The 25,803-nt window shown below is 63.8% G+C and carries 26 protein-coding genes; 10 read left to right on the forward strand and 16 right to left on the reverse strand.

Translation table 11 applies throughout. The features are described from left to right. Nucleotides 1–21 precede the first annotated feature (21 nt). From V6M89_RS09755 to V6M89_RS09815, 13 genes are all read right to left on the reverse strand, one after another. Complete coding sequence (locus tag V6M89_RS09755; RefSeq protein WP_332853004.1) at nucleotides 22–1,086, reverse strand: patatin-like phospholipase family protein; 1,065 nt, start codon at nucleotides 1,084–1,086, stop codon at nucleotides 22–24. A 128-nt stretch (nucleotides 1,087–1,214) separates the two neighbouring features. Then, nucleotides 1,215–1,763 (reverse strand): cytochrome b, encoded by a 549-nt coding sequence (locus tag V6M89_RS09760; protein ID WP_332853005.1) that lies wholly within the window; start codon nucleotides 1,761–1,763, stop codon nucleotides 1,215–1,217. Nucleotides 1,764–1,785: 22 nt separating this feature from the next. Beyond that, nucleotides 1,786–2,913: a hypothetical protein gene (locus V6M89_RS09765; RefSeq protein ID WP_332853006.1), complete on the reverse strand. Its 1,128-nt coding sequence runs from the start codon at nucleotides 2,911–2,913 to the stop codon at nucleotides 1,786–1,788. Nucleotides 2,914–2,919: 6 nt separating this feature from the next. Further along, nucleotides 2,920–5,484 carry a hypothetical protein gene (locus tag V6M89_RS09770; RefSeq protein ID WP_332853007.1) on the reverse strand — a complete coding sequence of 855 codons (2,565 nt, stop codon included), beginning with the start codon at nucleotides 5,482–5,484 and terminating at the stop codon, nucleotides 2,920–2,922. Nucleotides 5,485–5,602: 118 nt separating this feature from the next. Further along, on the reverse strand, nucleotides 5,603–6,550 hold the full coding sequence (locus tag V6M89_RS09775; protein WP_332853008.1) for a M48 family metallopeptidase: 948 nt from the start codon (nucleotides 6,548–6,550) through the stop codon (nucleotides 5,603–5,605). A gap of 17 nt (nucleotides 6,551–6,567) precedes the next feature. Next, the gene (locus V6M89_RS09780) at nucleotides 6,568–7,260 is read right to left on the reverse strand and encodes a lysophospholipid acyltransferase family protein (protein WP_373886686.1); all 693 of its coding nucleotides are present in this window, start codon (nucleotides 7,258–7,260) and stop codon (nucleotides 6,568–6,570) included. Between the two features lie 66 nt (nucleotides 7,261–7,326). Then, nucleotides 7,327–7,893, reverse strand: a complete 567-nt coding sequence (gene gmhB / locus V6M89_RS09785) for a D-glycero-beta-D-manno-heptose 1,7-bisphosphate 7-phosphatase (RefSeq protein WP_332853009.1) — start codon at nucleotides 7,891–7,893, stop codon at nucleotides 7,327–7,329. 15 nt (nucleotides 7,894–7,908) lie between these two features. After that, nucleotides 7,909–10,017 (reverse strand): glycine--tRNA ligase subunit beta, encoded by a 2,109-nt coding sequence (glyS, locus tag V6M89_RS09790; RefSeq protein WP_332853010.1) that lies wholly within the window; start codon nucleotides 10,015–10,017, stop codon nucleotides 7,909–7,911. A gap of 15 nt (nucleotides 10,018–10,032) precedes the next feature. Further along, the gene (gene glyQ, locus V6M89_RS09795; RefSeq protein ID WP_332853011.1) at nucleotides 10,033–10,956 is read right to left on the reverse strand and encodes a glycine--tRNA ligase subunit alpha; all 924 of its coding nucleotides are present in this window, start codon (nucleotides 10,954–10,956) and stop codon (nucleotides 10,033–10,035) included. A 91-nt stretch (nucleotides 10,957–11,047) separates the two neighbouring features. Then, entirely contained in the window at nucleotides 11,048–12,619 is a 1,572-nt protein-coding gene (gene lnt / locus V6M89_RS09800; protein WP_332853012.1) for an apolipoprotein N-acyltransferase, read from the reverse strand. After that, nucleotides 12,619–13,503: an HlyC/CorC family transporter gene (locus V6M89_RS09805; protein WP_332853013.1), complete on the reverse strand. Its 885-nt coding sequence runs from the start codon at nucleotides 13,501–13,503 to the stop codon at nucleotides 12,619–12,621. Before V6M89_RS09805 ends, lnt begins: the two co-directional genes overlap by 1 nt. 89 nt (nucleotides 13,504–13,592) lie before the next feature. Next, the gene (ybeY, locus tag V6M89_RS09810; RefSeq protein ID WP_332853014.1) at nucleotides 13,593–14,057 is read right to left on the reverse strand and encodes an rRNA maturation RNase YbeY; all 465 of its coding nucleotides are present in this window, start codon (nucleotides 14,055–14,057) and stop codon (nucleotides 13,593–13,595) included. Further along, nucleotides 14,041–15,120 (reverse strand): PhoH family protein, encoded by a 1,080-nt coding sequence (locus V6M89_RS09815; protein WP_116991575.1) that lies wholly within the window; start codon nucleotides 15,118–15,120, stop codon nucleotides 14,041–14,043. The genes ybeY and V6M89_RS09815 overlap by 17 nt, the downstream gene beginning before the upstream one ends. Before the next feature lie 150 nt (nucleotides 15,121–15,270). On the opposite strand from V6M89_RS09815, the gene V6M89_RS09820 reads away from it, so the two are divergent. Both V6M89_RS09820 and V6M89_RS09825 read left to right on the forward strand, forming a co-directional pair. Continuing rightward, a complete protein-coding gene (locus V6M89_RS09820; RefSeq protein ID WP_332853015.1) occupies nucleotides 15,271–15,609 on the forward strand; it encodes a hypothetical protein in 339 nt (112 codons plus the stop codon). A 310-nt stretch (nucleotides 15,610–15,919) separates the two neighbouring features. After that, nucleotides 15,920–16,252, forward strand: a complete 333-nt coding sequence (locus V6M89_RS09825) for a hypothetical protein (RefSeq protein WP_332853016.1) — start codon at nucleotides 15,920–15,922, stop codon at nucleotides 16,250–16,252. Nucleotides 16,253–16,317: 65 nt separating this feature from the next. On the opposite strand, the gene V6M89_RS09830 is transcribed toward V6M89_RS09825, so the two are convergent. Together V6M89_RS09830 and V6M89_RS09835 are read right to left on the reverse strand one after the other, a co-directional pair. Next, a complete protein-coding gene (locus V6M89_RS09830; RefSeq protein WP_332853017.1) occupies nucleotides 16,318–17,163 on the reverse strand; it encodes an HDOD domain-containing protein in 846 nt (281 codons plus the stop codon). Further along, a complete protein-coding gene (locus V6M89_RS09835) occupies nucleotides 17,156–17,503 on the reverse strand; it encodes a hypothetical protein (RefSeq protein ID WP_332853018.1) in 348 nt (115 codons plus the stop codon). Before V6M89_RS09835 ends, V6M89_RS09830 begins: the two co-directional genes overlap by 8 nt. Before the next feature lie 169 nt (nucleotides 17,504–17,672). Here V6M89_RS09835 and V6M89_RS09840 point away from each other — a divergent pair, with 169 nt between their 5' ends. From V6M89_RS09840 to V6M89_RS09850, 3 genes are read left to right on the forward strand one after another with little or no spacing between them, the layout of a single operon-like run. Continuing rightward, on the forward strand, nucleotides 17,673–19,256 hold the full coding sequence (locus tag V6M89_RS09840; protein ID WP_332853019.1) for a sensor histidine kinase: 1,584 nt from the start codon (nucleotides 17,673–17,675) through the stop codon (nucleotides 19,254–19,256). Between the two features lie 10 nt (nucleotides 19,257–19,266). Beyond that, complete coding sequence (locus tag V6M89_RS09845; protein ID WP_332853020.1) at nucleotides 19,267–19,671, forward strand: DUF3224 domain-containing protein; 405 nt, start codon at nucleotides 19,267–19,269, stop codon at nucleotides 19,669–19,671. 28 nt (nucleotides 19,672–19,699) lie between these two features. Then, entirely contained in the window at nucleotides 19,700–19,870 is a 171-nt protein-coding gene (locus V6M89_RS09850; RefSeq protein ID WP_332853021.1) for a hypothetical protein, read from the forward strand. 12 nt (nucleotides 19,871–19,882) lie between these two features. Here the strand turns inward: V6M89_RS09850 and V6M89_RS09855 are convergent, their stop codons facing one another. Then, nucleotides 19,883–20,239, reverse strand: a complete 357-nt coding sequence (locus tag V6M89_RS09855; RefSeq protein ID WP_332853022.1) for a PEP-CTERM sorting domain-containing protein — start codon at nucleotides 20,237–20,239, stop codon at nucleotides 19,883–19,885. A gap of 256 nt (nucleotides 20,240–20,495) precedes the next feature. Here V6M89_RS09855 and V6M89_RS09860 point away from each other — a divergent pair, with 256 nt between their 5' ends. The 5 genes from V6M89_RS09860 (at nucleotide 20,496) to V6M89_RS09880 (ending at nucleotide 25,734) form a co-directional block, all read left to right on the forward strand. Further along, entirely contained in the window at nucleotides 20,496–21,362 is an 867-nt protein-coding gene (locus V6M89_RS09860) for a ChaN family lipoprotein (RefSeq protein ID WP_332853023.1), read from the forward strand. Nucleotides 21,363–21,366: 4 nt separating this feature from the next. Further along, on the forward strand, nucleotides 21,367–21,687 hold the full coding sequence (locus tag V6M89_RS09865) for a thioredoxin family protein (RefSeq protein WP_332853024.1): 321 nt from the start codon (nucleotides 21,367–21,369) through the stop codon (nucleotides 21,685–21,687). A gap of 80 nt (nucleotides 21,688–21,767) precedes the next feature. Then, on the forward strand, nucleotides 21,768–23,057 hold the full coding sequence (locus tag V6M89_RS09870; RefSeq protein WP_332853025.1) for an MFS transporter: 1,290 nt from the start codon (nucleotides 21,768–21,770) through the stop codon (nucleotides 23,055–23,057). 202 nt (nucleotides 23,058–23,259) lie between these two features. After that, a complete protein-coding gene (locus V6M89_RS09875) occupies nucleotides 23,260–24,657 on the forward strand; it encodes an MFS transporter (RefSeq protein ID WP_332853026.1) in 1,398 nt (465 codons plus the stop codon). A gap of 87 nt (nucleotides 24,658–24,744) precedes the next feature. Further along, nucleotides 24,745–25,734, forward strand: a complete 990-nt coding sequence (locus tag V6M89_RS09880) for a LacI family DNA-binding transcriptional regulator (RefSeq protein ID WP_217941021.1) — start codon at nucleotides 24,745–24,747, stop codon at nucleotides 25,732–25,734. Nucleotides 25,735–25,803 lie beyond the last annotated feature (69 nt).

Consider the following 25,803-nt stretch of genomic DNA (forward strand, 5'->3'; position numbering starts at 1 on the left):
CGCCTGCGCGGGAACGACGGATTATCCGGCCAACTCCATCTCTTCAGCGTAGCGCAGCACCGTGGAGTGCTGGCGGCAGAAGCGCGTCGCCGCCTTGTAGCCGATATCGAACAGGAACTGCATGTTCGACGACGACCAGTCCATCGTGTTCGGCATATGCTCGTCCGGCACGGCGGCCATCAACTCCAGCTTGAGCATGCGGCGTTTTGGCAGGCCGGTCTTGCGGTCGGTGTTGTGCTCCAACTCGAACAGGCGGATCTGGTTCTGCGAAATCTTCACCAGCGGCGTGATCATCGAACCTACCCACGCGTCGTACAGGTTGCGCGGCTTGCGCAGCAGGCGTTCGTCGCCGAGGATGTCGAGCACGATCAGTGTGTCGGTGTCGTGGTGATCGCCTTTGCCTTCGATGAAGGGATCGAAGTTCAAGGTCTCCAGCGCGGCGCCTTCGATGTAGTCTTCGCCGTCGATTTCAGTCGGCGCGTACAGGAAGGGGAAGGACAGCGCGGCGCGCACGTGTTCCGCCTTGATTTCGTGCTTGTCCCAGATCGTCATGCGATGCTGGTTCAGGTTGTAGGCGTTGATGTAGAACTCCGGCTTCATGCTGGCGATGGCGGAGAAATCAACCGCGCCTTCCAGGAACGGCGCATGCGCGCACAAGCCCAGGCTCTTGGCCGACAGGTTGGACGGCGACATGGTCGACATCAGCAACTGCGTCCAGTCGGTCCACGGCACCGAGCCTTGGGCGAACACGTTTTGCATCGCGCCAAACACCGGGTGGCTGCTCGATGGCGCGAAGGCGTTGCGGAAGGCGTCCGCTTCCTGGCCCGGCTTGTGGAAGATCTTGTAGTTCACCGGCATCATCTTGTAGATGCTGTCGGAGACGCCGGTATCGGCCCAGCGTTTCAGCGCTTCGCGCGGCGAGCCTTCCAATGGCGCCGCGTACAGCAAGCCCATCAGAACACCCGCTCCGGAAGCGGAAATCACATCGAATTCGACTTCCTGGTCGAGGAAGGCAGCCAGCGCGCCGGCGATCAGAGGCGAGTTCGGCGCGCCTCCACCCAAGACCAGGCCGGTCTTCTTTTTCATAGTTTGTTGCATTAAATTTATCCCTTATGCGGCAGTGCAGCAGAAGTTATCACGATAAATTCCATACAGCAACTTTTAATATCGAATGATAGATATTTGCGATTCGGATAATGGTATTGCAGTTATCTTCATTTTTGCGTGCGGCCCAGCATGCGCGTCAAGGTGGCGTCCTTGTCGACGAGGTGGTGTTTGAGCGCGGCGGCGGCATGCAGCACGATCAGCGTCAGCAGCAGGTAGCCGAGGAAGCCGTGCATGTCCTGGCCGATGTCGGACCAGCGCGCGCTGAGCGGCACGGCCTGGTCGCCGAGGTGGTGGCTGGGGAAAATCTCCCAGCCGAAGATGCCGAAGCCGTGGCCGCTGGCGCCGGAGTAGAGCATGCCGCTCAGCGGCATCACGACGGTCAGGATCAGCAGCACCACGTGCGCCGCCACGGTGGTCACATGCTCCAGCCGCGACACCGGCCGCACCGGCTGCGGCAGGCCATTGCGCCAGCGCCAGGCCAGCCGCGCCAGGATCGCCACGAAGACCAGCAGGCCTATCGATTTGTGGATGTCGTACAGATGCCAGGATTCGGTCTCGACCATGTAGATGCCGAGCGCGATCAGGCCGATGATGCTGGCCGCCACCAGCCAGTGCAAAACGATGGTGGTGCGGCTGAAGTTTGTTTTGGTATCCATGGCGTTAATTAGAACACAAAAATTAGAACACAAAATTCATGGCCGTCTCCAGGCTGAATGCGCGCGCCTCGCTGAACGGCAGGCTGTCGGTGCGCACGCGCAGACGGAGCGGGCCCTGCTCGTATCCCAGTCCCACCATGTTGAAACGCGTGTCATAGCTGGCGCTGAGCGTTCCCCAGCGACTGGCGTAGCTGCCGATGGCTTCCGGTATGGTGGTGCCGGCGATGCGCTGGGCGCCGATGCGTAGCGCCCATTGCTGGTGGCGGTAGGTGAGGTTCAGCGCGGTGCTGGCGCCGATGGTGCCGGTGCGTTCGATCAAGCTGTTCTGGCCCACCATCTGCGGCTGGTAGTTGATGTAGCCGTCGCTGTCGACCGTGCGCACGTTGGAGGCGATGACTTTGACCACCGACGGCAAATTGGTCCAACGCATGCGGCTCCACAAGTCATTGACCGCCAGGTTGGCGGTCAGCTGACTGCTCAGCGGCCATTGCAGGGCGGCCGAGATGCTGGCCCCCGACGATTTTTGCGTCGCATCCGGTTTGAACGGGTAGTCGTAGCCGGTGTTCGAATTCCGGTACGTGCCGTCGATCCGATAGGCGGTGTCGGGCGTGTAGCTCAGCTTGCCGGACACGTCGCTATCGTGATTGCGGACGTGTCCGTAGACTGCGGCGGACACCAGCAGCAAGGGTTGGCCGGCAGCCTGTTCGGGCAGCACAAAAGTACGGCCCAGGCGCGCGCCCGCCGCCGCCCATTGGGTCGAATGCGCATCGGCCGTGAAATCGCGGGCCTTGGCGGGCGGTTTGTGGCTTTGATAGACATGGTACAGGTCCACCGTGTCGCGGCTCGCCTCCAGCGAGAGTTCCAGCCGGTACTCCGCGCCGAGGCGCCAGCCGTCTTTCTCCACGCCGAATTCCACGCGGTCCCGCTGCAGGAAGGCGTTGCGGCCGTTGCGTGGGCTGTAGCCGCTGCTCCAGTCGCGGTTCAGTTCGCGGATCGGCACGGCATCGTAGGCCGCCCAGGCTTGGGTCTTGGCATACAGCTGCCAAGCGGCGCTGGGGGCCCGCAGTGCAATGTCGCTGTCGGCGACGGCTGTCTGCGCCGCCGCCCCGCCTGTCACAAGCAGGGCGCTCAGTAAAGAAAATAAGCGCATGGTGGATTAATAGATCGACTCGAAACTGCCGTCGGCGTAGTTGATCATCTTGGTGCTGGTATTGATCAACGCAGTCCGGCTGTTGTTCTTGAAGACGCCGTAGTACTTGTCGCCGTCGACCACATTGACCGTGACGCCTGTGGCGCTGCCGATGTGGACCGTTCTCGGCAAGGAGTTGTTGCCGTCAAAGGAGATCGCGTTCGCGCCGTCGTTGTAGGTGGCGTTGAACTCGCTGGTCTTGTAGCCGGTGGCGCGGGCGGCAAACGTCACCGCCAGCAGCGGACGGCTGGCAATCTTCAGGCTGCCCTTGAACGCTGCGTTGCCCGTGCCGAAGTTGGTCGCGGACTGCGGCGCCGAGCTGTCGTAGGCTTTGTAGTTCAGCACTTCGGCGGTGATGACGCCGTTGAAGTTCTCGGCCCGGTTGTTGGTGAAGCTGCCGCTGAACTGCGCATAGTTGGGCAGGTAGCGATTGCCGTATTTGTCGGTATCAAATTTGCTCAGGGATAAAGTGCCGCTGACTTTGCTGCTGGCCGTCGCGACTTCGATTCCCAGTTTGCCTTCGGTGACGCGATACTTGCCGCCGTTGTCGGCCACACGGATGAAGGAGCCGTCGGAGATCTTGACGTTGCCCAGCGTCGCGCTGTTCTTGATGGCGTCGACGTAGCCGGAGAACGTGTACTTGTTGATGTTGTTCGCTTCCGCCGTGGTGGCGGTATTGATGCGCCAGGTTTCGTAGTCGGTGAGCGCAACGCCGCTGGCGTCGGTGCGTGCCGGCATGGTGCCGACAATCAGCGCCGTGGTGACGGCGTTGCCGGTCATCGTGTAGGCGATGCTGCCGCTTGCGGCGCTGCCGACGGCAACCGGACCACTCAGCGTCCGGATGTTATAGGCGAGACCTTGCTGATCCTTCAGGTATTCCTGCGAGGCGCGTTGCGTCTGGGCGGTGTAGCTGAAACTGCCGCTGGCGACCGGCAGCAGTGTGATGTTCCGGACGATCACGGAGCGGGTGTATTGACCGCTGGATCCTGTGCCGCGTTCCGAGCCCTCGACGATCTTGCCGTTCAATGCGCAGGCGACGCTCTTCGGGGTGACCGATGGCACATCGCCTGCCGTCATGGCGATGGTGGCCGCTACATCCTTGTAGAGCGTGCACGAACCCAGCGCGGAGGCTGCCGAACCGTCGTTGACGGTGATGGCCGTGGACTTGCCCTGCGTGTAGTCGTTGAACAATTTGATACCGCGACCGGATACGACGACCCAGTCGGCCAGGCTCTGGTCCAGCGGCGCCACGGCGGTTTCAAAATCGGTCTTCATCGCGTCCAGGCTGCTGCGCAGGCCGCCGCCGTCCTTGTTGGCGTCCGACCATGCTTGCAGGTTGGTGCGCAAACTGGCGAACAAGGCTTTCGTTTCGCCCACCGGGTTTGATGGGGTTGGTGTCGGCGTCGGCGTTGGTGTTGGCACCGGCGTTGGCACGGGAACCGGAGTCGGCACAGGTGTCGGAACCGGAGTTGGTACAGGAGTTGGTACAGGCGTCGGAACCGGGGTAGGAACCGGAGTTGGTACGGGCGTTGGAACCGGAGTCGGTACAGGTGTCGGTGTCGGCGTTGGCGTCGGAGTCGGAGTCGGCGTAGGAGTCGGAGTCGGAGTCGGAGTTGGCGTCGGCACAGGTGTCGGAACCGGCGTCGGCACAGGCGACGGGGTATTGACGGCGACGTCGGAGAACAGCTTCTGGCCATCCAGCGTTTTCAGCGACGTTTTGTTGACGGCCGTGTCACTGGCCACCGTGGTCAGCGCCGCGAGCAAGGCATCCTTCGCGCCGCCGGAAATGCTGACGGCGCCATTTTTCATCGTTGCGGTACCGGTCGTTGCGGTCACCGCGCATTTGACTTTTTCGCCTGGCGTGCCGGCGCATCCCATACGGTTAGCGTGGGCAATTTGCGAGATCGCCGCCAGCGCCACGGATTGCAATTTTTCCGCCGCGTCGCCCGTATTGGCGGCGGCGTCGCTATTGGCGTTGAGCGGTTTGGTGGTCAGCGGATTAAAGCCGAGGATCTTGGTCACTTCGGTCTGCGCCGAGGCCACGTTGGCCGTGGTCAGGCTATTGGCCGTGCCGGCGCTCATCGCCGCTGTGACCAGCATGTCGGTGAACGGCGTAACGTGGCCGGTGACGGTGGTGTTGCTGCCGCTGTCGAGCTGAACCAGGCTGCGCATCGTCATCGTGGCGGGCATGGAGATGGTGCCGCTGTACTCGTCTTCCATGGTGGTGTTCGCGTCAGCGCTCACTTCCACGGTGAACAAGCCGGTGCGGGTGCCCAGGTTGATCGAATAGCTGCCGTCGGTTTTGGACGTGCGTCCGCTGGCGATCGGCACCGCTGAGCGGTTGCCTGCGGCGTCGTAGGCATAGACGTTGACGATACCGTCTTTGATGAGGCCCTTGGCGGCGATGCCGCTCAGAGTGCGGGACGGTGCGGCGACCGGGCCGGTGTCTGGGGCTAAGGTGCTGCTGCCACCACCACCACCGCATGCGGCCAGGACAGAAGTGAGCGCGCAGGCGATAGCGAGTTTCGTCAATTTCATTGCAATAGTTAAATAATAGTTTTCGAACTATCAATTATAACATATGCAATTTCCAGTTGGCAATTATTGACTTGGTGGCAGCTTTGTTGAAGTGTCAAGCCATGCGAGGCGGCTACGGGAACAGCACCGGCAGCTCCTGCGCGCGCTTGCGCAGCAGGTTCTTGGCTTCCTCGTATTCGGGGTAGATCAGGCCCACCGTGTTCCAGAACTGCGCGCTGTGGTTCATCTCCAGGATGTGCGACAGTTCGTGCGCGATCACGTAGTCGATCAGCGGTTGCGAGAAGTGGATCAGCTTCCAGTTCAGGCGGATCTTGCGGTCCACCGTGCACGAGCCCCAGCGCGTGCCGGCCGACGACAGACCGAACGAGTGATAACGCACCCCCAGCCGCTCCGCATACACGTCCAGCCGCTGCTCGAACAGCAGCTTCGCTTCCTGCTGGTACCAGCCCTTCACGCGCTCCTTGAGCAGTGTCTCGGTGGCGCCGGGTACCAGCACCATGGACAGCTCGCGGGTGGCCGGGTTGTAGCTGCTGCGATTGCGTCCACCCACCAGCAGCCGCAGCGTGATGTCGGCGCCCAGGTAGGGCAGCTGCGCGCCATCCACCCATTCCACCGGCGGCTTCTCCAGCCTCGCGGCGCGGCGTTCGCGGCGTTCTTTCAGCTTGCTCAGTATCCAGTGCTGCTTGGTGCGGATGGCGTTGTCGATTTCGGCGATGCTGATGCGCTTGGGCGCGGTCACGCGCAGGCCTTCGTCGTCGATCATGAAGCCGATCGAGCGGCGGGTCGAACGGCGCAGCGAATATTCAAGCACGAAGTCGCCCACCATCAGCTGGCGCTTGGGGATCTGGTCCGGCGGCGGCGGCGTCTGCGCGCGCGGCTTGACCGGCACGGCGGTCTGCGGCGGCGCCACGTAAGGCGAAACGGGAGGAGGGGTATTCGAGGCAGGAGTGGTCGGAATCGACCATACCGGTGCGGTGTACACCGGCTTGAGAGACGACTGCGCCTCCCGTCCAAACAGGTCCAGTTGGCTGGCGTCGTCTTGCGGCGACGCCGGCTTCACCAGCGTGGCTAGATCATCTAGCCAGCGTTGTAGGCGTGGGGCGAAATGACGCGCATTTCTGATTCTATCCAATTTTCCACCTGTTGCATCATGCTGTCCGGGGTCTGGCCTTCCGGCGAAATCGGTTTGCCTATCGATACTGTAACAAGGCCGGGCCGCTTGATGAAAGAATTTTTTGGCCAGCACTCGCCCGAGTTGTGCGCGATCGGCACCACCACCGCGCCGGTCTCGATGGCCAAGCGCGTGCCGCCGCTCTTGTACTTGCCCGCCTTGCCGACCGGGATGCGGGTCCCTTCCGGGAACATGATAATCCATTGGCCGTCGGCCAGGCGGCGCTTGCCGTGGCGGACCACGTCCATGAAGGCGTTCTTGCCCTGCTTGCGGTCGATCGGGATCATGCGCAGCAGCGCCATCGCCCAGCCGAAGAAGGGAATGTACAGGATCTCCTTCTTGAACACGAACACCAGCGGGCGCGGCATGTTAGGCAGCAGGAAGATGGTCTCCCATGCCGACTGGTGCTTCGACAGCACGATGGCCGGCGCGTCCGGGAAGTTCTCGGCGCCCTTGATTTCGTAGCGGATGCCGCAGATGACCTTGAGGCACCAGATCATGAAGACGTTCCAGCGCGCGGTGACGAAGAAGCGTTTGTTGTACGGCAGCGGCGCGGCCAGGAAGCATACGCAGGCCCAGACGATGGTCGATACCACCATGACGATGGTGAAAATCAGGGAACGCAGAAACAAGACGGGATGACCCAATGCAGACTCCAAAACTGTTTAGCTAACGACGTGCAGCGCCGGCGGGGCGCTGGTTTTCAGCAGGTGATTGACCATCGCGGCGAGGTCGGCGAAGACCATGGTGCCGGGCGGCAGGCCACCCGTGGCCTGGGTTTTCTCGCCCTTGCCGGTCAGGACCAGGTAAGGCACGCAGCCGCTGACGTAGCCGGCTTGCAGGTCGCGCAGCGAGTCGCCGACGGTCGGCACGCCTTTCAGGCTGATTTTATACCGCTGCGAGATTTCCGTGAACATGCCCGGCTTCGGCTTGCGGCAATCGCAGCTGTCGGCAGCGGCGTGCGGGCAGAAGAAGATGGCGTCGATGCTGGCGCCGACTTGCTGCGCCAGGTTGTGCATCTTCTGGTGGATCGCGTTCAGGATCGCCATGTCGAAGAATTCGCGGGCAATGCCCGACTGGTTCGACGCCACCACCACGCGATAACCCGCCTGGTTCAGGCGGGCGATCGCTTCGAGCGAACCGGGGACCGGAATCCACTCGGCCGGCGACTTGATGAAGTCCGGCGAATCATGGTTGATGACGCCGTCGCGATCGAGGATGATCAGTTTCATGGACGGCGCACCCATTTAGGCCGCCAGCTTCGAAATGTCGGCCACGCGGTTCATCATGCCGTGCAGCGACGACAGCAAGGCCAGGCGGTTGTTGCGCAGGGCGACATCCTCGGCCATGACCATCACGTCGTTGAAGAAGGCGTCGACTTCCTCGCGCAGCTGCGCCAGGGTTTTCAGCGTGCCGGCGAAGTCGCCTTTGTTGAAGGCGGCGTCGATTTCCGGCAGCACGCGCACCACGGCGGCGTGCAGGTTCTTCTCGGCGGCGTCCTGCAGCAGCGCGGTGTTGACGCCGCTGTTGCCGGCGGCGGCCAGCGCTTCCTCGTTCTTCTTCAGGATGTTGGTGATGCGCTTGTTGGCGGCGGCCAGCGAGGCCGATTCCGGCAGCGCGGCGAAGGCTTGCACGGCCTCCAGGCGCTGCACGATGTCGTCCAGGCGGTCCGGGTTCTGGGCTACGACGGCTTCGATCTCGTTCGGCGAGAAGCCGCGCTCGCGCAGGATGCCGCGCAGGCGGTCGATCATGAAGGTGTAGACGTCGGCCGATGGATCCTTGAAGCCGGCCACGGAAGCGAACAGGCCCGAAGCGTGCGACAGCAGGCCGGAGATAGCCAGCGGCAGGCGCTTCTCGATCAGCATGCGCAGCACGCCCAGCGCGTGGCGGCGCAGCGCGAACGGATCCTTGTCGCCGGTCGGCGCCAGGCCGATGGCCCAGATGCCGACCAGGGTTTCCAGCTTGTCGGCCAGCGCCACGGCGGTGCCGGTGACGGTCGATGGCAAGGCGTCGCCGGCGAAGCGCGGCTGGTAGTGCTCGGACGCGGCCAACGCCACGTCTTCCGGCTCGCCGTCGTTGCGGGCGTAGTAGGTGCCCATGATGCCTTGCAGCTCAGGGAACTCGCCGACCATCTCGGTGACCAGGTCGGCCTTCGACAGTTTGGCGGCACGGGCGGCCAGTGCTGCGTCGCCGCCGATCTGGGTGGCGATGTAGCCAGCCAGCGCTGCGACGCGTTCGCCGCGCGCGGCCTGCGTGCCCAGCTTGTTGTGGTAGACGATTTTTTCCAGCAGCGGCAGGCGCGATTCCAGCGTCTTCTTCTTGTCCTGCTCGAAGAAGAATTTGGCGTCGGACAGGCGCGGACGCACCACGCGCTCGTTGCCGTCGATGATGGCGGTCGGCGTTTCGGTGGCGATGTTGGAGACGATCAGGAAGCGCGAACGCAGCTTGCCGTTGGTGTCGGTCAGCGCGAAGTATTTCTGGTTGGTCTGCATGGTCAGGATCAGGCATTCCTGCGGCACGGCCAGGAACTCTTCCTCGAACTTGCACTCGTAGACCACCGGCCATTCGACCAGCGCGGCCACTTCGTCCAGCAGCGCTTCAGGCATCAGCACCTGGTCGGCGCCGGCCTTGGCCAGCAGCTCGGCGCGGATCTTCTCTTTGCGCTGTTCGACGCTGGCCAGTACCTTGCCTTCGGTCGCCAGGGTGGCGGCGTAGCTGTCGGCGTTGGCGATGGTGATCATGCGCTGGCCCGGCGCGGTCAGGAAACGGTGGCCTTCGCTGACGTTCGATGCGGTCAGGCCCAGCAGGGTCAGTGGCAGCACGGTGGCGCCATGCAACGCGATCAGGCTGTGCGCCGGACGCACGAACTGCACGGTGGCGCCGTCGGGACGCTGGTAGCTCATCACTTTAGGAATCGGCAGCTTGGCGACCGATTCTTCCAGCGCGGCTTGCAGGCCCGCTTGCAGCGCGCTGCCGGCTGCGGTGTAGGTGTAGAAGAAGCTTTCAGCCTTGCCGTCCTGCGCGCGTTCCAGGTCGGCCACGGTCAGGTTGGGGAAGCCCAGCGCGGCCAGTTTCTTGGCCAGCGGCGGCGTGCCGTTGCCGGCGGCGTCCAGCGCTACCGACACCGGCAGCACTTTTTCGCGGATCGCCTTGTCCGGCGACGTGGCGCGCACCTTGGTGATGGAGACGGCCAGGCGGCGCGGCGAGGCGTACAAGGTGGCGACGCTGTCGGCTTCCAGGAAGTCGCGCGATTTCAGGCCGTTGACGATGCCGTCCGCGAAAGCCTTGCCCAGTTTGGCGAGCGCCTTCGGCGGCAGTTCTTCGGTCAGCAGTTCGATGAGCAGAGTTTGAGTCATATTATTTATATCGAATTATTCAGCAACGGCGGCAGCGGTCGCCAAGGCGATAGCCATAGGGAAGCCCAGGCGTTCGCGCGAATCGTAGTAGGCTTGGGCGACCAGGCGCGACAGGGCGCGCACGCGGCCGATGTAGGCGGCGCGTTCGGTCACGGAGATGGCGCCGCGCGCGTCCAGCAAGTTGAAGCTGTGCGAGGCCTTCATGATCTGCTCGTACGCAGGCAGGGTCAGTTGCAGCTCGATCAGGCGCTTGGCTTCCGATTCGTGGTTGTTGAACTGGGCGAACAGCAGCTCGGTGTTCGAGTGCTCGAAGTTGTAGGCCGATTGCTCCACTTCGTTCTGGTGGAACACGTCGCCGTACTTCAACGTCTTGGTGACGCCGTTTTCTTCCCAAGTGGTCCACACCAGGTCGTACATATTCTCGACGCCCTGCAGGTACATCGCCAGGCGTTCGATGCCGTAGGTGATCTCGCCCAGCACCGGCTTGCAATCGAGGCCGCCGACTTGCTGGAAGTAGGTGAACTGCGTCACTTCCATGCCGTTCAGCCAGACTTCCCAACCGAGGCCCCAGGCGCCCAGGGTCGGCGATTCCCAGTCGTCCTCGACGAAGCGGACATCATTCTGCTTCAGGTCCAGGCCCAGCGCTTCCAGCGAACCCAGGTACAGGTCCAGGATGTTTTCCGGGGCCGGCTTCATCACCACCTGGTACTGGTAGTAGTGCTGGCCGCGGTTAGGGTTCTCGCCGTAGCGGCCGTCCTTCGGGCGGCGCGATGGCTGCACGTAGGCCGCGCGCCAGGGCTCAGGGCCGATCGCGCGCAGGAAGGTGCCGGTGTGGAAGGTGCCGGCGCCGACTTCCATGTCGTATGGCTGGAGCAGGGCGCAGCCTTGCTTGTCCCAGTAGGTTTGCAAGGTCAGGATAATTTGTTGAAATGTCAGCATCTTGTTTGGTCGGTGGCGCAGCCCATGGGCGCGCGGTTGCAGTTTCGCTAAAGGGGCAATTTTAGCGGGTTTTACAGGGAGCCTGTAGAGATTAAGCGGCTTGGCCCTGGTTTTTTGCGCGCTTGGCCCAAAACCAGGCTCCGGCCAGCGACAGCGCGGCCAACGCCAGGAACAGCTTGTTCCCCCACAGGATGTACGGGGTGCTGCCGCCCATGCCCTGCACCGAGGCCGCCAGCGCGCCGTAGGTGTTCACGGGCAGCTGCTGGACCACCTTGCCTTCGCCATTGATGATGGCGGTGGCGCCGGTGTTGGTCGCCCGCAGCATAGGGCGGCCGGTCTCCAGCGTGCGCATTTGCGAGATCTGCAAATGCTGGGGGATGGCGATGGTGTCGCCAAACCAGGCCAGGTTCGAGACGTTGAGCAGCATGGTGGCCGGTTTCTGGCCCTGCGCCGGGTTGTTCAGCTGGTCGGCGATCTCTTCGCCGAACAAGTCTTCGTAGCAGATGTTCGGCAGCACGCGCTGGTCCTTGATGGCGAACGAGGGTTGGATGTCGCGGCCGCTGGTCTGGTCGCCCAGCGGGATCGACATCAGGTTGACGAACCAGCGGAAGCCGAACGGAATGAATTCGCCGTACGGCACCAGGTGGTGCTTGTCGTAGCGGTAGTAGCTGGAACCCAGGCGCGACGGGATGCCGATCACGCTGTTGAAGTAGGCGGTCTGGCTGTCGGCCAGCGGGATGCCGAGGATCAGGTTGCTGTTGGTCTTGTTGAGGAACTGGGCGATGCCGGGCAGATAGTCCGGCGGCAGCTGCTGCGGCAGCATGACGATGGCCGTCTCCGGCGTGGCGATCAGGTCGGCCGGAGCCGCCGTGATGGCGTCCTGGTACAGCTTGAGCGCCGCCATGACGCGGGCGCCGTTGAATTTTTCGTCCTGCGGGATATTCCCTTGCAGCAGGCGCACCGAGATCGGCTTGCCTTCCGGGTAGGTCCAGTGCAGGAAGCCGAGGGCGACGCCGGCCACGGAAATGGCGACGATCAGCCCGGCCGCGCGCAGGCGCGTGCGGTGCAGCAGCAACAGCATGGCGCCGGCGATCACCGCCGCCAGCCAGCCCAGGCCGTACATGCCGATCACCGGCGCAAAGCCGGCCAGCGGACTGTGGTTGTGGGCGTAGCCGGCCGACAGCCACGGGAAGCCGGTGAACAGCCAGCCGCGTATCCATTCGAACAGCGCCCACATGGCCGGCAGCACCAGCAGGTTGGCGGCCGGCAGCGGCAGCGCCCAGCGCTTGCGCAGCCAGGCCGCGCCGCCCATCGCCAGCGCCACGTAGAAGCCCATGGCCCAGGCCAGCAGCAGCACGGCGGCGGCGGCCAGCGGCGCCGGCATGGCGCCGTAGGTGTGCAGGGAAACGTAGAGCCAGTGGGTGCCGGCGGCGGTCCAGCCGAAGCCGAAGGCCCAGCCGATCAGGCCTGCGGCCCTGACGTCGCTGCTGCGCAGCACCTGGTAGAACAAGGTCGCCAGGCCGAGGATCTCCAGCGGCCACCAGCCGAACGGCGCGAAGGCGAACACGCACAACGCGCCGGCGACGGCGGTGATGGCCATGCGGCCACGGGTGGAGCGTTGCGGCTTGGGTGGATCGTTCGGGTTGGCGCGGCGAAAACGCATTATGCGTCGTCGCCGGCTTCAGCGGCGGCCGGCAGTTTCTCCACCAGCAGCACGTGGATCTGGCGGGCGTCGGCGCGCAGCACTTCGAAGCGCAAGCCTTCCATGTCGAACACGTCGCCCTTGTGCGGCATGCGCGCCAGGTGCTTGGCGACCAGGCCGCCGATGGTGTCGACGTCGTCGTCCGGCAGCGCGGTGTCGAGTTCTTCGTTGAATTGTTCGATCTCGGTCAGCGCCTTGATGCGCCAGCGCGGACCGTGCACGCCTTCCTTGATCGACAGGATGTTGTCTTCTTCCTCGTCGAAATCGTATTCGTCCTCGATGTCGCCGACGATCTGCTCCAGCACGTCCTCGATGGTGATCAGGCCGGCCACGCCGCTGTATTCATCGACCACGATGGCCATGTGATTGTGGTTGGCGCGGAAGTCGCGCAGCAGCACATTCAGGCGTTTCGATTCGGGGATGAAGATGGCGGGGCGCAGCATGTCGCGCACGTCGAACGATTCTTCGGCGTAGTAGCGCAGCAGGTCTTTCGCCAGCAGGATGCCGATCACCTTGTCGCGCTCGCCTTCGATGGCGGGGAAGCGCGAGTGGGCGGTGTCCAGCACTTGCGGCATCCATTCCTCGATCGGCTTGGAGATGTCGATGACATCCATCTGCGAGCGGGGAATCATGATGTCGCGGGCGGACAGATCCGACACCTGGAACACGCCTTCGATCATCGACAGGGCGTCGGCGTCGATCAGGTTGCGTTCGTGGGCGTCATGCAGAACTTCGAGCAGTTCCGCGCGGTTCTCTGGCTCGGGGGAAATCAGTGCGGTCAGGCGTTCAAACAGTGACCGATGGGGTTTGGCGTCAGTCTTGACGCCACTAGAGTGCTCTTGCATAGGAGGCGTGAGCCGTTGTTTCGAAGGGGTATAGGATACACCAAATGGGGAGGCGGAGCCGTTTTTGTCAAAAAGACAGCTCCGCCGCTTCAGTCGGCGTAGGGATCTGCGTAGCCGAGGCCGGCCAGGATTTCTGTTTCAATGCCTTCCATTTCGGCCGCTTCCTCGTCGTCCATGTGGTCGTAGCCTTGCGCGTGCAGCACGCCGTGGACGATCAGGTGGGCCGCGTGTTCTTCCACGGTTTTCTTTTGCTCGGCCGCTTCCTGCTCCAGCACGTCGGTGCAGAGGATGATGTCGGCCTGGGTCGGCGCGTCGTCCGGGATGTCTTCGCCTTCGTTGTAGGCGAAGGTCAGCACGTTGGTGGCGTAGTCCTTCTCGCGGTAGTCGCGGTTCAGGGTGCGGCCTTCCTCGGCGTCGACGAAGCGTATCGTCAGCTCGGCCGGCGCGAACAGGGCGGCCTGCACCCAGCGGCGGATCTTCGGACGGGTGATGCTTTCCTGCAGGCGGGCGTCGGGATATTGCACCGACAGCGTCAGTTTATTTTTTGCGGACATTTTTGAGGGCTGTGGCTTTGAGGAGGGGAGCGATTTCCGCTTCGTGGTTGTGCGCCGTTTCGTAGGCGTCGACGATGCGCGCCACCAGCGGGTGACGCACCACGTCCTCGCTGTTGAAGTGACTGAAGGCGATGCCGCGCACATCCTTCAACACTTGCACCGCGTCCACCAGGCCGCTCTTCTGGCTCTTGTGCAGGTCGACCTGGGTGACGTCGCCGGTGACCACGGCCTTGCTGCCGAAGCCGATGCGGGTCAGGAACATCTTCATCTGCTCGACGGTGGTGTTCTGCGCCTCGTCCAGGATGACGAAGGCGTGGTTCAAGGTGCGGCCGCGCATATAGGCCAGCGGCGCGATCTCGATCACCTGCTTCTCGAACATTTTCTGCGTGCGGTCAAAGCCCAGCAGGTCGTACAGCGCGTCGTACAGCGGCCGCAGGTAGGGATCGACCTTTTGCGCCAGGTCGCCCGGCAGGAAGCCCAGCCGTTCGCCCGCTTCGACGGCGGGACGGGTCAGGATGATGCGCTTGACGGCGTCGCGCTCCAGCGCGTCGACCGCGCAGGCCACCGCCAGGTAGGTCTTGCCGGTGCCGGCCGGGCCGACGCCGAAGCTGATGTCGTGCTCCAGGATGTTGCGCAGGTAGCGGATCTGGTGCGGCGTGCGGCCGCGCAGGTCGGCGCGGCGGGTCTTCAGGATGGGGCTGTTGATGTCCGGCTCGACGAACGGCGCTTCGACCACGCGCGGCTGGTCCGGCGCCGAGGCGGCGGCGATGGCGGCGTTGGCCACCGCCAGGCCGGCGCGTTGCTCGACCAGCGCCAATTGTACTTCCTCGATCGGCACGATCTTGTTGGCGACCGCGTAGAACTGCTCGAGGATCTGCACCGCCCGTTCGGCGTTGTGGCCGCTGACGATGAACTTCTCGCCGCGACGGAAAATGGTGACGTCCAGCGCGGCGGAAATCTGGCGCAGGTTTTCGTCGAGGGGGCCGCACAGATGGGCCAGACGCGCGTTATCGAGCGGTTCCGGGACAAAGTAGTGCGGCTGGACTGGTGTTTTGGTTTTCAATGGGATGCTTTATGAGAGAGGCCGGCAGTGCCGGCACAGGCCATAGTTTAACGTAATTTTCCGCCGCCAGATGCGATAGGCCTTGATTTCAAGCACCTGAGCTTCTACAGTGAAAGAGTAGCCTGCCGGCAATTTCTATTGGAGGGTTTCATGGCAGCCAATGCGATTTCGTCCTCGCGCATCAGCACCCCGCTCGATAGCGTGCAGGCGGCCAACCAGCGCGAAACCCGCGCCAACCGCGAGCAGCAGCGCGCCCAGCAGGCGAGCTCGGCCGAGAGCGTCGAGCGCGAGCAGCGCAGCAACGGCGCCGAACGCGCGGTGCAGACCCGCGTGGAAAAGAATAGCGACACCCAGCGCAGCCGCGCCCAGGCCAATGACGACGCCACCGCGCTGCAGCGCCGCGCCGCCCAGGCCGCCGACAAACACGCCGAACAGGATCGCCGCCAGAGCGAGAAAACCCTGGGCCGCCACATCGATACCACCGCCTGATTGCCCCCGCCTCCCGCCTGTAAAGATGAACTTGCTTTGTGTAACAGTTTCCTACAAGTTCTTGCGTGCGACACCCTCCAGCCCCATGTGATGAAATAGCATTGTTGCTAAGGTTTCTAGCCAGCGATTGATGTCGAACAATCTTCGCTCGACGGACGACGGCGGAAACAGGCCCTTTTGAGCATAGAATAATCTTGCACGAAAGGCAATCGGCGAAGACCTGGTGCATCGGAAGACTTAGTCCAAGGAATCTAAGTTGCCCTTAAGTTCAGGCCTGCACACTTCATTCACCTAATCAACGAGGAAAATCATGGCACATCACGCACTTGCTTCCCAGGAAAGCTACAACCCCAACCATCTCCTGGACATCTTGCTCGGCAAGATGCAACTGAAAAACGACGCCGCGCTGTCGCGCCTGCTGGAAGTCGCGCCGCCGGTCATCAGCAAGATCCGCCACCACCGCTTGCCGGTCGGCGCCTCGCTGCTGATCCGCATGCACGAAGTGACCGGCATGAGCATCCGTGACCTGCGCGACTTGATGGGCGACCGCCGCACCAAGTACCGTTTGTCCGACGCCCAAGGCCGTCCAAAGCCAGAAGAGCGTACTGAAAAGGCCGAGTCCGGAAACTACGCGCGCCACTAATGCGCCCGCACGTCTGCACCTGCCGTTGCCGAGCTTGATTTGAAGCCGGCCGGCAGGGAGCTGGTTCAGCTCAACAGCACCATCGAAATTTCTTCATATTGCAGTTCCGTCTCGCGGAACAGTTGCAGATAGATTTCCTCATCGAGGCCCAGCGCAGTCCAGGCCACGGTGGATAACGGCGGGACCAGATCGTCCTGCACCTGCGCCAGATCGAGCGCATGCACGATGGCGTCGGCCACATGGATAATGGCGGCCAGGAACCCTGCGCCCGGCGCTTCCGGGTCGTGATGGCCGCCGATGGCCAGCCGCATCGTATCGGAAAAATTCCAGTGCTCAGCCAGGGCCAGCCCGGCGTCGACATGATCGACGCCCAGCACGGTACGCTCGGCGTCCAGCAGATAACAATCGTGGGCGTCGCGGTAGGCGATGGTTTCCGAATACTGGTTCGGGAAGCAGGACACCAGCACCAGCCGGCCGATATCGTGCAGCAGCCCCGCCGTGAAGGCGTAATCCTGGTTGAAGCGCATCTGCCGCGCCAGCACCTTGGCGCAGGCGGCGGTGGCGATCGAGTGGCGCCAGAAGGCCTTGTGGTCGAACCCGGGGCAATGGCCCTCGGCGAAGCAGCCGGTGACGGCGGCCGCCGTGATCAGGTTGCGCGTGGTCTGGAAGCCCAGGTAGGTGATCGCCTGCTGGATGGTGGTCACCTTGACCTGCAGGCCGTACAGCGAGGAATTGGCCAGCCGCAGCGTCTTGGCCGTCAGCGCCTGGTCGTGGGACACCTTCTTGGCCAGCACGGAGATGTCGACATCGTCTTGGTCTATGCTGTTGAGCAGCTCCATCACCACCGCCGGCAGCGAGGGCAGGTCATCCAGTGTGCGGACGACGTCGTCGTAACTCAGGGTATTACTCATGCTCGGGAGTCTCCGGTAAGCCCAGGCGGAAGTCCGACACGAAGCGGCGCAGCAGCGCGGTGGCCCAGTCGCTGTCGCTGTCGGCGTCGTTTTTGCGGAACAGGTGGTCGATGCGCGCCTCATGGTGCTGCAGCGTCGCCTGCGCCACTTCCGGCGACACTTCTTCTTTCAGGATCGGCAGCATGGCGATGCCGTGGCGCGGCATCAGCGCCAGCATGGCCTCGGTCAGCACCGTGCCCTGCGGCAGCAGCACATGGCCTTGCACGTCCAGCAGCACGTCCGACAGGACCATGCCCGGCCGCACCTCCGCCAGCGTCAGTTGATGATAATTGCCTGTCATGTTGCCCCTCCCGGTTTGCCACCTCGTCTACATTGCCCGATCTTACCATTGCAGGCAAGCAAAGTCTGCCGTGGCGGCGCGGCGATGGGGGCCATAACTTGCCAAGTCGCATCTCATACCGTACATTGGGACGTTGCCGTCAATTCCATCACTGCACGGAGGTTGGTCGATGTTTGGTATCCAAGGCCGCTTGACGCTGCTTTTTGTGGTCATCGTGACCCTGGTGTTGGGCATTTCCGGCACTTACGCCCAGTACAGCCTCGGCCACGAGCTGGAAGTGAGCAGCCAGCGGCTGCGCCAGGGCGTGCTGACCCGTTTGCAAACCAGCCTGCCGTCGGCGCTGTGGGACCTGGACAAGGCCAAGGTCGACAACATCGTCGCGGCCGAGATGCTGCCGCCCGAGCTGGTCTCCATCCGCGTCTACGACACCTCGGTCGGCCTGTTCTCCGGCAAACTGCGCAATGAAAACGGCAGCGTCAGCTCGATCGAGAACGACGCCGCCGTCGGCGGTTCGCCGGTGGTGGCCGACCTGGCCTACCGCGATTCCGGCGCCGCCGGCGCCTCGCTCAAGCCGGTCATCGTCGGCCGCGTGGTGGTCAACTTCAGCCGCGCGCAGATCGACGCCACCCTGGCGGCCGAAGTGCGCCGCAAAGTCACCGAGGTGCTGCTGCTGGACCTGATCCTGGTGGCGGCGCTGGCGCTGTCGCTGCGCATCGTGTTCGACCCGCTCAAGCGCCTGCGCGACGGCCTGTTCGACCTGGCCACGCGCGGCAGCGACGAGGTGGAGGAGCTGCCCGACAGCCGGCACGACGAGCTCGGCGAGGTGATCCGCGGCTTCAACGCCATCCAGCGCAAGGTCAAATCGAATATCCAGCGCATCCGCGAGGCCGAGGACGAGGCCCGCAAATCGGCCCAGACCACCGCCAAGGCGCTCGACGACCTGCGCCGCACGCAGGAATCGCTGCTGCAGGCCGAGCGGCTGGCCTCGCTGGGCGGCCTGGTGGCCGGCGTCGCGCACGAGATCAACACCCCGGTCGGCATCGCGCTGACCAGCGCCTCGGTGCTGATGGAGGCGACCGAGAAGGTGCACCAGTCTGTCGCTGGCGGCAATATCAAGAAATCCGACATCATGCGCTACCTGGAAACGGCGGCCGAGAGCACGCGCCTGATCATGAACAACGCCTACCGCGCGGCGCACCTGATCCACAGCTTCAAGCAGATCGCGGTCGACCAGGTCAGCGAGGCGCGCCGCCGCTTCGAGCTGCGCGACTACATCAATGAGGTGGTGTCCAGCCTGCAGCCCAAGCTGAAGAAGACCCGCATCACCGTCAGCATCGCCTGCCCGCCGGACATCATGCTCGACAGCTATCCGGGCGCGCTGGCCCAGGTCATCACCAACCTGACGCTCAACTGCGTCGAGCACGCCTTCGATGCGGGCGACGAGGGCCGCATCACCATCGGCGTGGCGCAGAAGGCCGACTGGATCGAGATGCAGGTGGTGGACGACGGCAAGGGCATTCCGCCGGACATGCTGGACAAGGTGTTCGACCCCTTCGTCACCACCCGGCGCGGACAGGGCGGCACCGGCCTCGGACTCAATATCGTGTTCAACTTGATCGCCAAGCAGTTTGGCGGCACCATTACGGTCTCCAGCATCCTCGGGCAGGGCGCCAGCTTCGTGCTGCGCATGCCGTGCGTGACGCCGGTCGACGATCCGGCCGCGCTGCAAGCGGATGCCCGTCTCCACACTTGAAAGGCCGGTCATGCCCAAAATCAGCGGTGAATTCAACGTCAAGATGGCGCCAGAAACCATGTCGGCCGTGGCGGCCGAGAGCGGCATCGGCCGCATGTCGCTCGACAAGCGGTACCACGGCGCGCTGGACGCCGCCGGCGCCGGCGAGATGCTGGCCTATATGGATCGCGAACTGGGATCCGGCGCCTACGTGGCGATGGAGAAAGTGACGGGGACGCTGGAAGGGCGGCGCGGCAGTTTCCTGCTGCACCACAGCGGCACCATGGAGCGCGGCGCGGCCGGCCTGAAGGTGGCGGTGGTGGCCGATTCCGGCAGCGGCGAGCTGGCCGGCCTCGGCGGGACGTTGCAGATCCGCATAGAGGGCGGCAAGCATTACTACGATTTCGACTACACGCTGGGCGGCGCCGTTGCGTAAGCGTCCGGCGCCACGCTAGAATGCCGCCATGGACAAAGACACACTCAAGGGTTTGGTGATTTTAATCGGCGTGGCGGTGGCGCTGGCGATCTTTGCGGTACTGGGTACCGAGAACGGTGTGCAGAAACTTTCCTGCGTCGGCCGCGCCATCCTGCATGGCGTGGCGATCACCAACATCCATGGGGTGTGCGGCCTGTAGGGGATGCCTGGCTCAGTCGGTAAATTTATCCGAGGCGTCGCTGCTGCGCGTAGCAAAACCCAGAAATACCAATCCCAGCATCAGCATGACGAAGGTCTGCGGTTCCGGCACTTCGGCCACCGGGTCGTTGACCTGCTGGTTTTTCGGGTCGTTATTAGCCAGCGCTTCAGGATCGCGATCCGAAGCGGTCTTTTCCGCGGGCACGGCGCCATCGATGCCGCACGGTGTGGTGCTGTGGGCATCGCATTGGGCGAGTACGATTGCTGCGGTTGCAACTTTGCTGTTGTCCGGGCTGGCGGTCTGAGCCTGAGCGGCTCCGGCCACTCCCAGGGCCAGCAATAATGTCGTTATAAAATTCAACTTCTTCACAGTGCTCTCCTGACTATGCTGCACAAGCAGGACGTTAAGGCTACATTAAAACATATACATTAAGCTAAGATCGGAAATGAATCCAACCGTGCTCGACAGATTCGCATTAAACCATAATTAATAACATATTGCCATCTGTATTTTTCTTTGGGCAATCAATTCGTGCGGCGCAACAACGGTTGTTGCCCGCTAGCCAGTGGCGTATATGATTTCAACTTCACAACAAATAATTCGATTGCACAGGACCCGGATACAGATGATTTCCACATATGGCGGCAAATTGGGATTGACTTTCGCCGCTGCGGCGCTGGCCTTGCTGGCCGGCTGCGCCAGCGGCGGCAAGGGCGCCGTTGCTGTCGCGGCGGCCGCGCCGGCGCCGGAGGGGGGCAATCCGCAGGTGCTGCTGCTGGGCGAGGTGCACGACAACACCGCCGGCCACAAGCTGCGCTACGAGCTGCTGCGCCAGCGGGTCGAAGCCGGCTGGCGCCCGGCCATCGTCATGGAACAGTTCGACCGCGAAAACCAGGACGTGCTGAGCAAGGCCCAGAAAGGCTGCCTGGACGCCCAGTGCGTGATCCGCGTGGTCGGCGCCGGCCGCTGGAACTGGCAGCTGTACTATCCGGTGATCCAGCTGGCGCTGACCTACCAGTTGCCGCTGATCGCCGGCAACCTGTCGCGCGCCGACGCCTCGCGCGTGGTGCGCGACGGCATCGCCGCCACCTTCGACCCGCAAAGCGTGCGCGACTACCATCTGGACCAGCCGCTGCCGGCCGACGTGCGCGGCGCCCAGTACAAGGAAATCATCACCGGCCACTGCAATATGCTGCCGGAGATGATGGTCGATGGCATGATCAACGCCCAGGTGTCGCGCGACATCTGGATGGCCAAGATCGTGCGCGACCAGCAGCCGCGCGACGTCGTGCTGATCGCCGGCAACGGCCACGTGCGCAAGGACATCGGCGTGGCGCGCTGGATCAACGAGCTGGCGCCGGCGCTGACGGTGCGCAGCGAAGGCTATGTCGAAGGCGCCGACGGCGCCGGCCGCTACGACGCGGTCTACACCGTGGCGCCGCAGTCCCGTCCTGACCCGTGCGCCGAGCTCAAATCCAAAGCCAAATCCTGACGCCATGGAAAAAATCTACCTGCCCACGGCGCCCGACCGCGCCACCGTCGACGCCCTGGCCGGCGCCACCTTGCTGGAGTTCGGCGCCAACTGGTGCGGCCACTGCATGGCCGCGCAGGCGCCGCTGGCGCAGGCCTACGCCGGCCACGAGGGCGTGCGCCACTACAAGGTCGAGGATGGCCCCGGCCGCGCGCTGGGCCGCTCCTACCGCGTCAAGCTGTGGCCGACCTTGATCTTCCTGCGCGACGGCCAGGAAGTGGCGCGCCTGGTGCGGCCGCTGCAGGCCGACCCGATCAGCGTTGCCTTTGCGCAAATCGATACCTAGAGAACAAGCTTATCTGCTTGGCAGCAGGCGAGGCGGGTGTGTATGATGGGCCGCACCATCCACCCGCAGGAGCGTCAAGCATGAGTCAGTCTCACCCCGGATCGCCCAAGACCAACTCGCCGGCCACCGTGCTGTTTGCCAGCCTGATCGGCACCACGATCGAATTCTTCGATTTCTACATCTACGCCACTGCGGCCGTGCTGGTGTTCCCCAAGCTGTTCTTCCCCGCCAGCGACCCGGCCGCCGCCACGCTGCAATCGCTGGCCACCTTCGCCATCGCCTTCTTCGCGCGCCCGGTCGGCTCGGCCGTGTTCGGCCACTTCGGCGACCGCATCGGCCGCAAGGCCACGCTGGTGGCGGCGCTGCTGACCATGGGTATCTCGACCGTGGTGATCGGCGCGCTGCCGACCTACGCTTCGATCGGCACCTTGGCGCCGGCGCTGCTGGCGCTGTGCCGCTTCGGCCAGGGCCTGGGCCTGGGCGGCGAGTGGGGCGGCGCGGTGCTGCTGGCCACCGAGAACGCGCCGCCGGGCAAACGCGCCTGGTACGGCATGTTCCCGCAGCTGGGCGCGCCGATCGGCTTCTTCCTGTCGGGCGGCATCTTCCTGCTGTTGAGCCAGACCCTGAGCGACGCCGAATTCTTCAGCTACGGCTGGCGCATTCCCTTCCTGGCCAGCTCGCTGCTGGTGATCGTCGGCCTGTACATCCGCCTGAAGATCCATGAAACGCCGGACTTCCAGAAAGTGCTGGAGAAGAACGAGCGCGTCAAAGTGCCGGTGCTGACCGTGTGGCGCGACCATCGCCGCGTGCTGGTGCTGGGCACCCTGATCGCGCTGGCCACCTTCGTGTTGTTCTACCTGATGACGGTGTTCGCGCTGAGCTGGGGCACCAGCGCGCTCAAGTTCAGCCGCAAGGATTTCCTGATCCAGCAGCTGTTCGCCGTGATCTTCTTCGGCCTGACCATCCCGGTCGCCGCGCTGTGGGCCGACCGCTACGGCCGCCGCATCACGCTGGTCTGGGTGTCGGCCGCGATCGCCGTGTTCGGGCTGGCGATGGCGCCGATGTTCGGCTCCGGCAGCAGCCTGCAGGTGACCGTCTTCCTGTCGCTGGGCCTGGGCCTGATGGGCATGACCTACGGCCCGCTGGGCACCATGCTGTCCGAGCTGTTCCCGGCTGAGGTGCGCTACACCGGCGCCTCGCTGACGTTCAACCTGGCCGGCATCCTGGGCGCCTCGCTGGCGCCGTACGCGGCCACCTGGCTGGCGACCAACTACGGCCTGCAATACGTCGGCTACTACCTGTCCACGGCGGCGGTGATCAGCCTGGTGGCGCTGCTGCTGGCCAAGGGCGGCACCGCCAAAACGCCTTAATTGCATTAAATGTCATCATACAACACCATCGCGACAGCCGCAGCGCCGGACTGTCGCGATGGCGCAACCCCATGGCAATCCCTTGTATATCCACATCTTTCCGCTTGCCTATCGCGTTTTATAGTTGTACGATGACTTACGACTAGAGTGATCTCGTGGAGACCGGGAGATCATCACCAAAAACCAGAATAGAAGTGATGCCATGAACCTGAGCGAGCCTGTGAACGCGCAAGCGGTGGGAAAAACCGTCGGTAAATACCGCTGGACCATCTGTGCACTGTTGTTTTTTGCCACCACCGTCAACTACCTGGACCGCCAGGTCCTGAGCTTGCTCGCGCCCGACCTGTCCAAGGAATTCGGCTGGAGCAATACCGACTACGCCAACATCGCCGCCGCCTTCCAGTTCGTCTACGCCATCTCGATGCTGTTCGCCGGCCGCGTGGTCGACAAGATCGGCACCAAGGCCGCCTATGTGGTGGCGATCACGATCTGGTCGCTGGGCGCGCTGCTGCACGCCTTCTCGGTGCCGATGGGCGAGGGCGTGGGCGTGCTGCTGGGCGCCTTCGGCATCGTCACGGTGCCGTCCATCGTCGGCTTCATGATTTCGCGCGCGGTGCTGGCGGTCGGCGAGGCCGGCAACTTCCCGGCCGCGATCAAGGCCACCGCCGAATACTTCCCGAAGAAGGAGCGCTCCTTCGCCACCGGCATCTTCAACTCCGGCGCCAACGTCGGCGCCATCCTGGCGCCGATCTGCGTGCCGCTGATCGCCGGCATCTGGGGCTGGCAGGCCGCCTTCATCATGATCGGCATGCTGGGCTTCGTCTGGATGAGCGTGTGGATCACGCTGTACGAAAAGCCGGACCAGCAGCAGCGCCTGTCGGCGCAGGAACTGGCCTACATCCGCAGCGACCAGCCGGCGCCGGTGGAAGCGTCGGTGGCGCCGGCCGCCGGCAAGAAAGTCTCGTGGTTCCAGCTGCTGAAGTACCGCCAGACCTGGGCCTTCGCCTTCGGCAAATTCATGACCGACGGCGTCTGGTGGTTCTTCCTGTTCTGGCTGCCCACCTACCTGTCGGCGCAATACGGCATGAAGGGCGACGCCATCGTGGTGCCGCTGGCGGTCCTGTACAGCATGACCATGGTGGGCTCCATCGGCGGCGGCTGGTTCCCCAGCTACTTCATGGCGCGCGGCCATGCGCCGTATGACGGCCGCATGAAAGCCATGCTGGTGATCGCCTTCTTCCCGCTGGTGGTGCTGCTGGCGCAGCCGCTGGGCGCGATCAGCTTCTGGGTGCCGGTGCTGCTGATCGGCGTCGGCGCCTCGGCGCACCAGGCCTGGTCGGCCAACATCTTCACCACCGTGTCCGACATGTTCCCGCAAAAATCGGTGGCCTCGGTGATCGGCATCGGCGGCATGGCCGGCGGCATCGGCGGCGTGCTGCTGACCAAATTGGGCGGCTGGGTGTTCGACTACTACAAATCGGTCAACGACATCCGCACCGGCTACATGATCATGTTCGGCATCTGCGCGCTGGCCTACCTGGTGGCGTGGAGCGTGATGAAGCTGCTGGTCCCGCGCCACAAGGAAATCACCGACCTGTGATCGGGCGGCGGACCGATGCCGACATGCTAAGATTGTCCTTTGGCGCCGCCGAAGCACCGGCGGCCACGCATCCCCGACAATCAGAACATGAAAAAAAATGTAGCAACCATCCGGGACGTCGCCGCAGCAGCCGGCGTCTCGACCGCCACTGTATCGAAGTTCGTCAACGGCGCGCAGCGCTTCTCGCCGGCGGTGGAGGCGACCATCAAGGAAGTCATCGCCCGGCTGGGCTACCGCTCCAATCCCCTGGCGGCGTCGATGATCACCGGCCGCACCAAGAGCATCGGCCTGTCGGTGCTGGACGTGGCCAATCCGCACTTCACCAGCATCGTCAAGGGCGCCAACCGCGTCGCGCTGGCGCACGGCTACACGCTGCTGCTGGTCGACACCGAGGAGAACCCGGACCGCGAACGGCCCTTGCTGGAAGCGCTGAGCCGCCGGGTGGACGGCATCATCATGTTCTCGCGCATGCTGGAATCGGAGATGGACTGGGTGATGGAGCTGGGCAAGCCGCTGGTGTATTTCGGCCGCCTGTCGCGGCTGGAGATTCCGTGGGTGATCAGCGACGACCACCGCGGCGCCTACATGCTGGCGCGGCACCTGGTCTCGCTGGGGCACAAGCGCATCGGCTACCTGCGCTTTCCACGCTCGCGGCGCGACGAAGAGCGCCTGGCCGGCATCCGCGCCTGCCTGGCCGCGCATGACCTGGAGTTGACTGTGTACGAAGGCGGCGCGCCGACGGCGGCCGAAGGCGAGCGCGTATGCTCGTCCATCATGCTGGGCGCCGAGCACCCGGATGCGCTGATCTGCTACAACGACCTGATGGCGCTGGGCTTCATGAAAGCGGCGCAGACGCTGGGCTTCAAGCTGCCGGAGCAGCTGTCGGTGGCGGCCTTCGACAATATCGAATACGGCCAATACACCTCGCCGGCGCTGACCACGGTGGACTTGCAGAGCGAGCGCATGGGCGTGGCCGCGATGGAAAAGCTGATCGCCGCCATCGACGGCAAACCCGCCCCCGCCACCACGATGATCGAACCGCAGCTGATCCTGCGCGGCTCGACCATCAAACGCTAAAATCCGGGGTCAGGTCCCCCATTACAGCATGAGCTCGGCTGTACCCGCCGAGCTCATGCTGTAATGGGG

The organism is Duganella sp. S19_KUP01_CR8 (assembly GCF_036688705.1).
Taxonomy (GTDB): domain Bacteria; phylum Pseudomonadota; class Gammaproteobacteria; order Burkholderiales; family Burkholderiaceae_D; genus Rugamonas.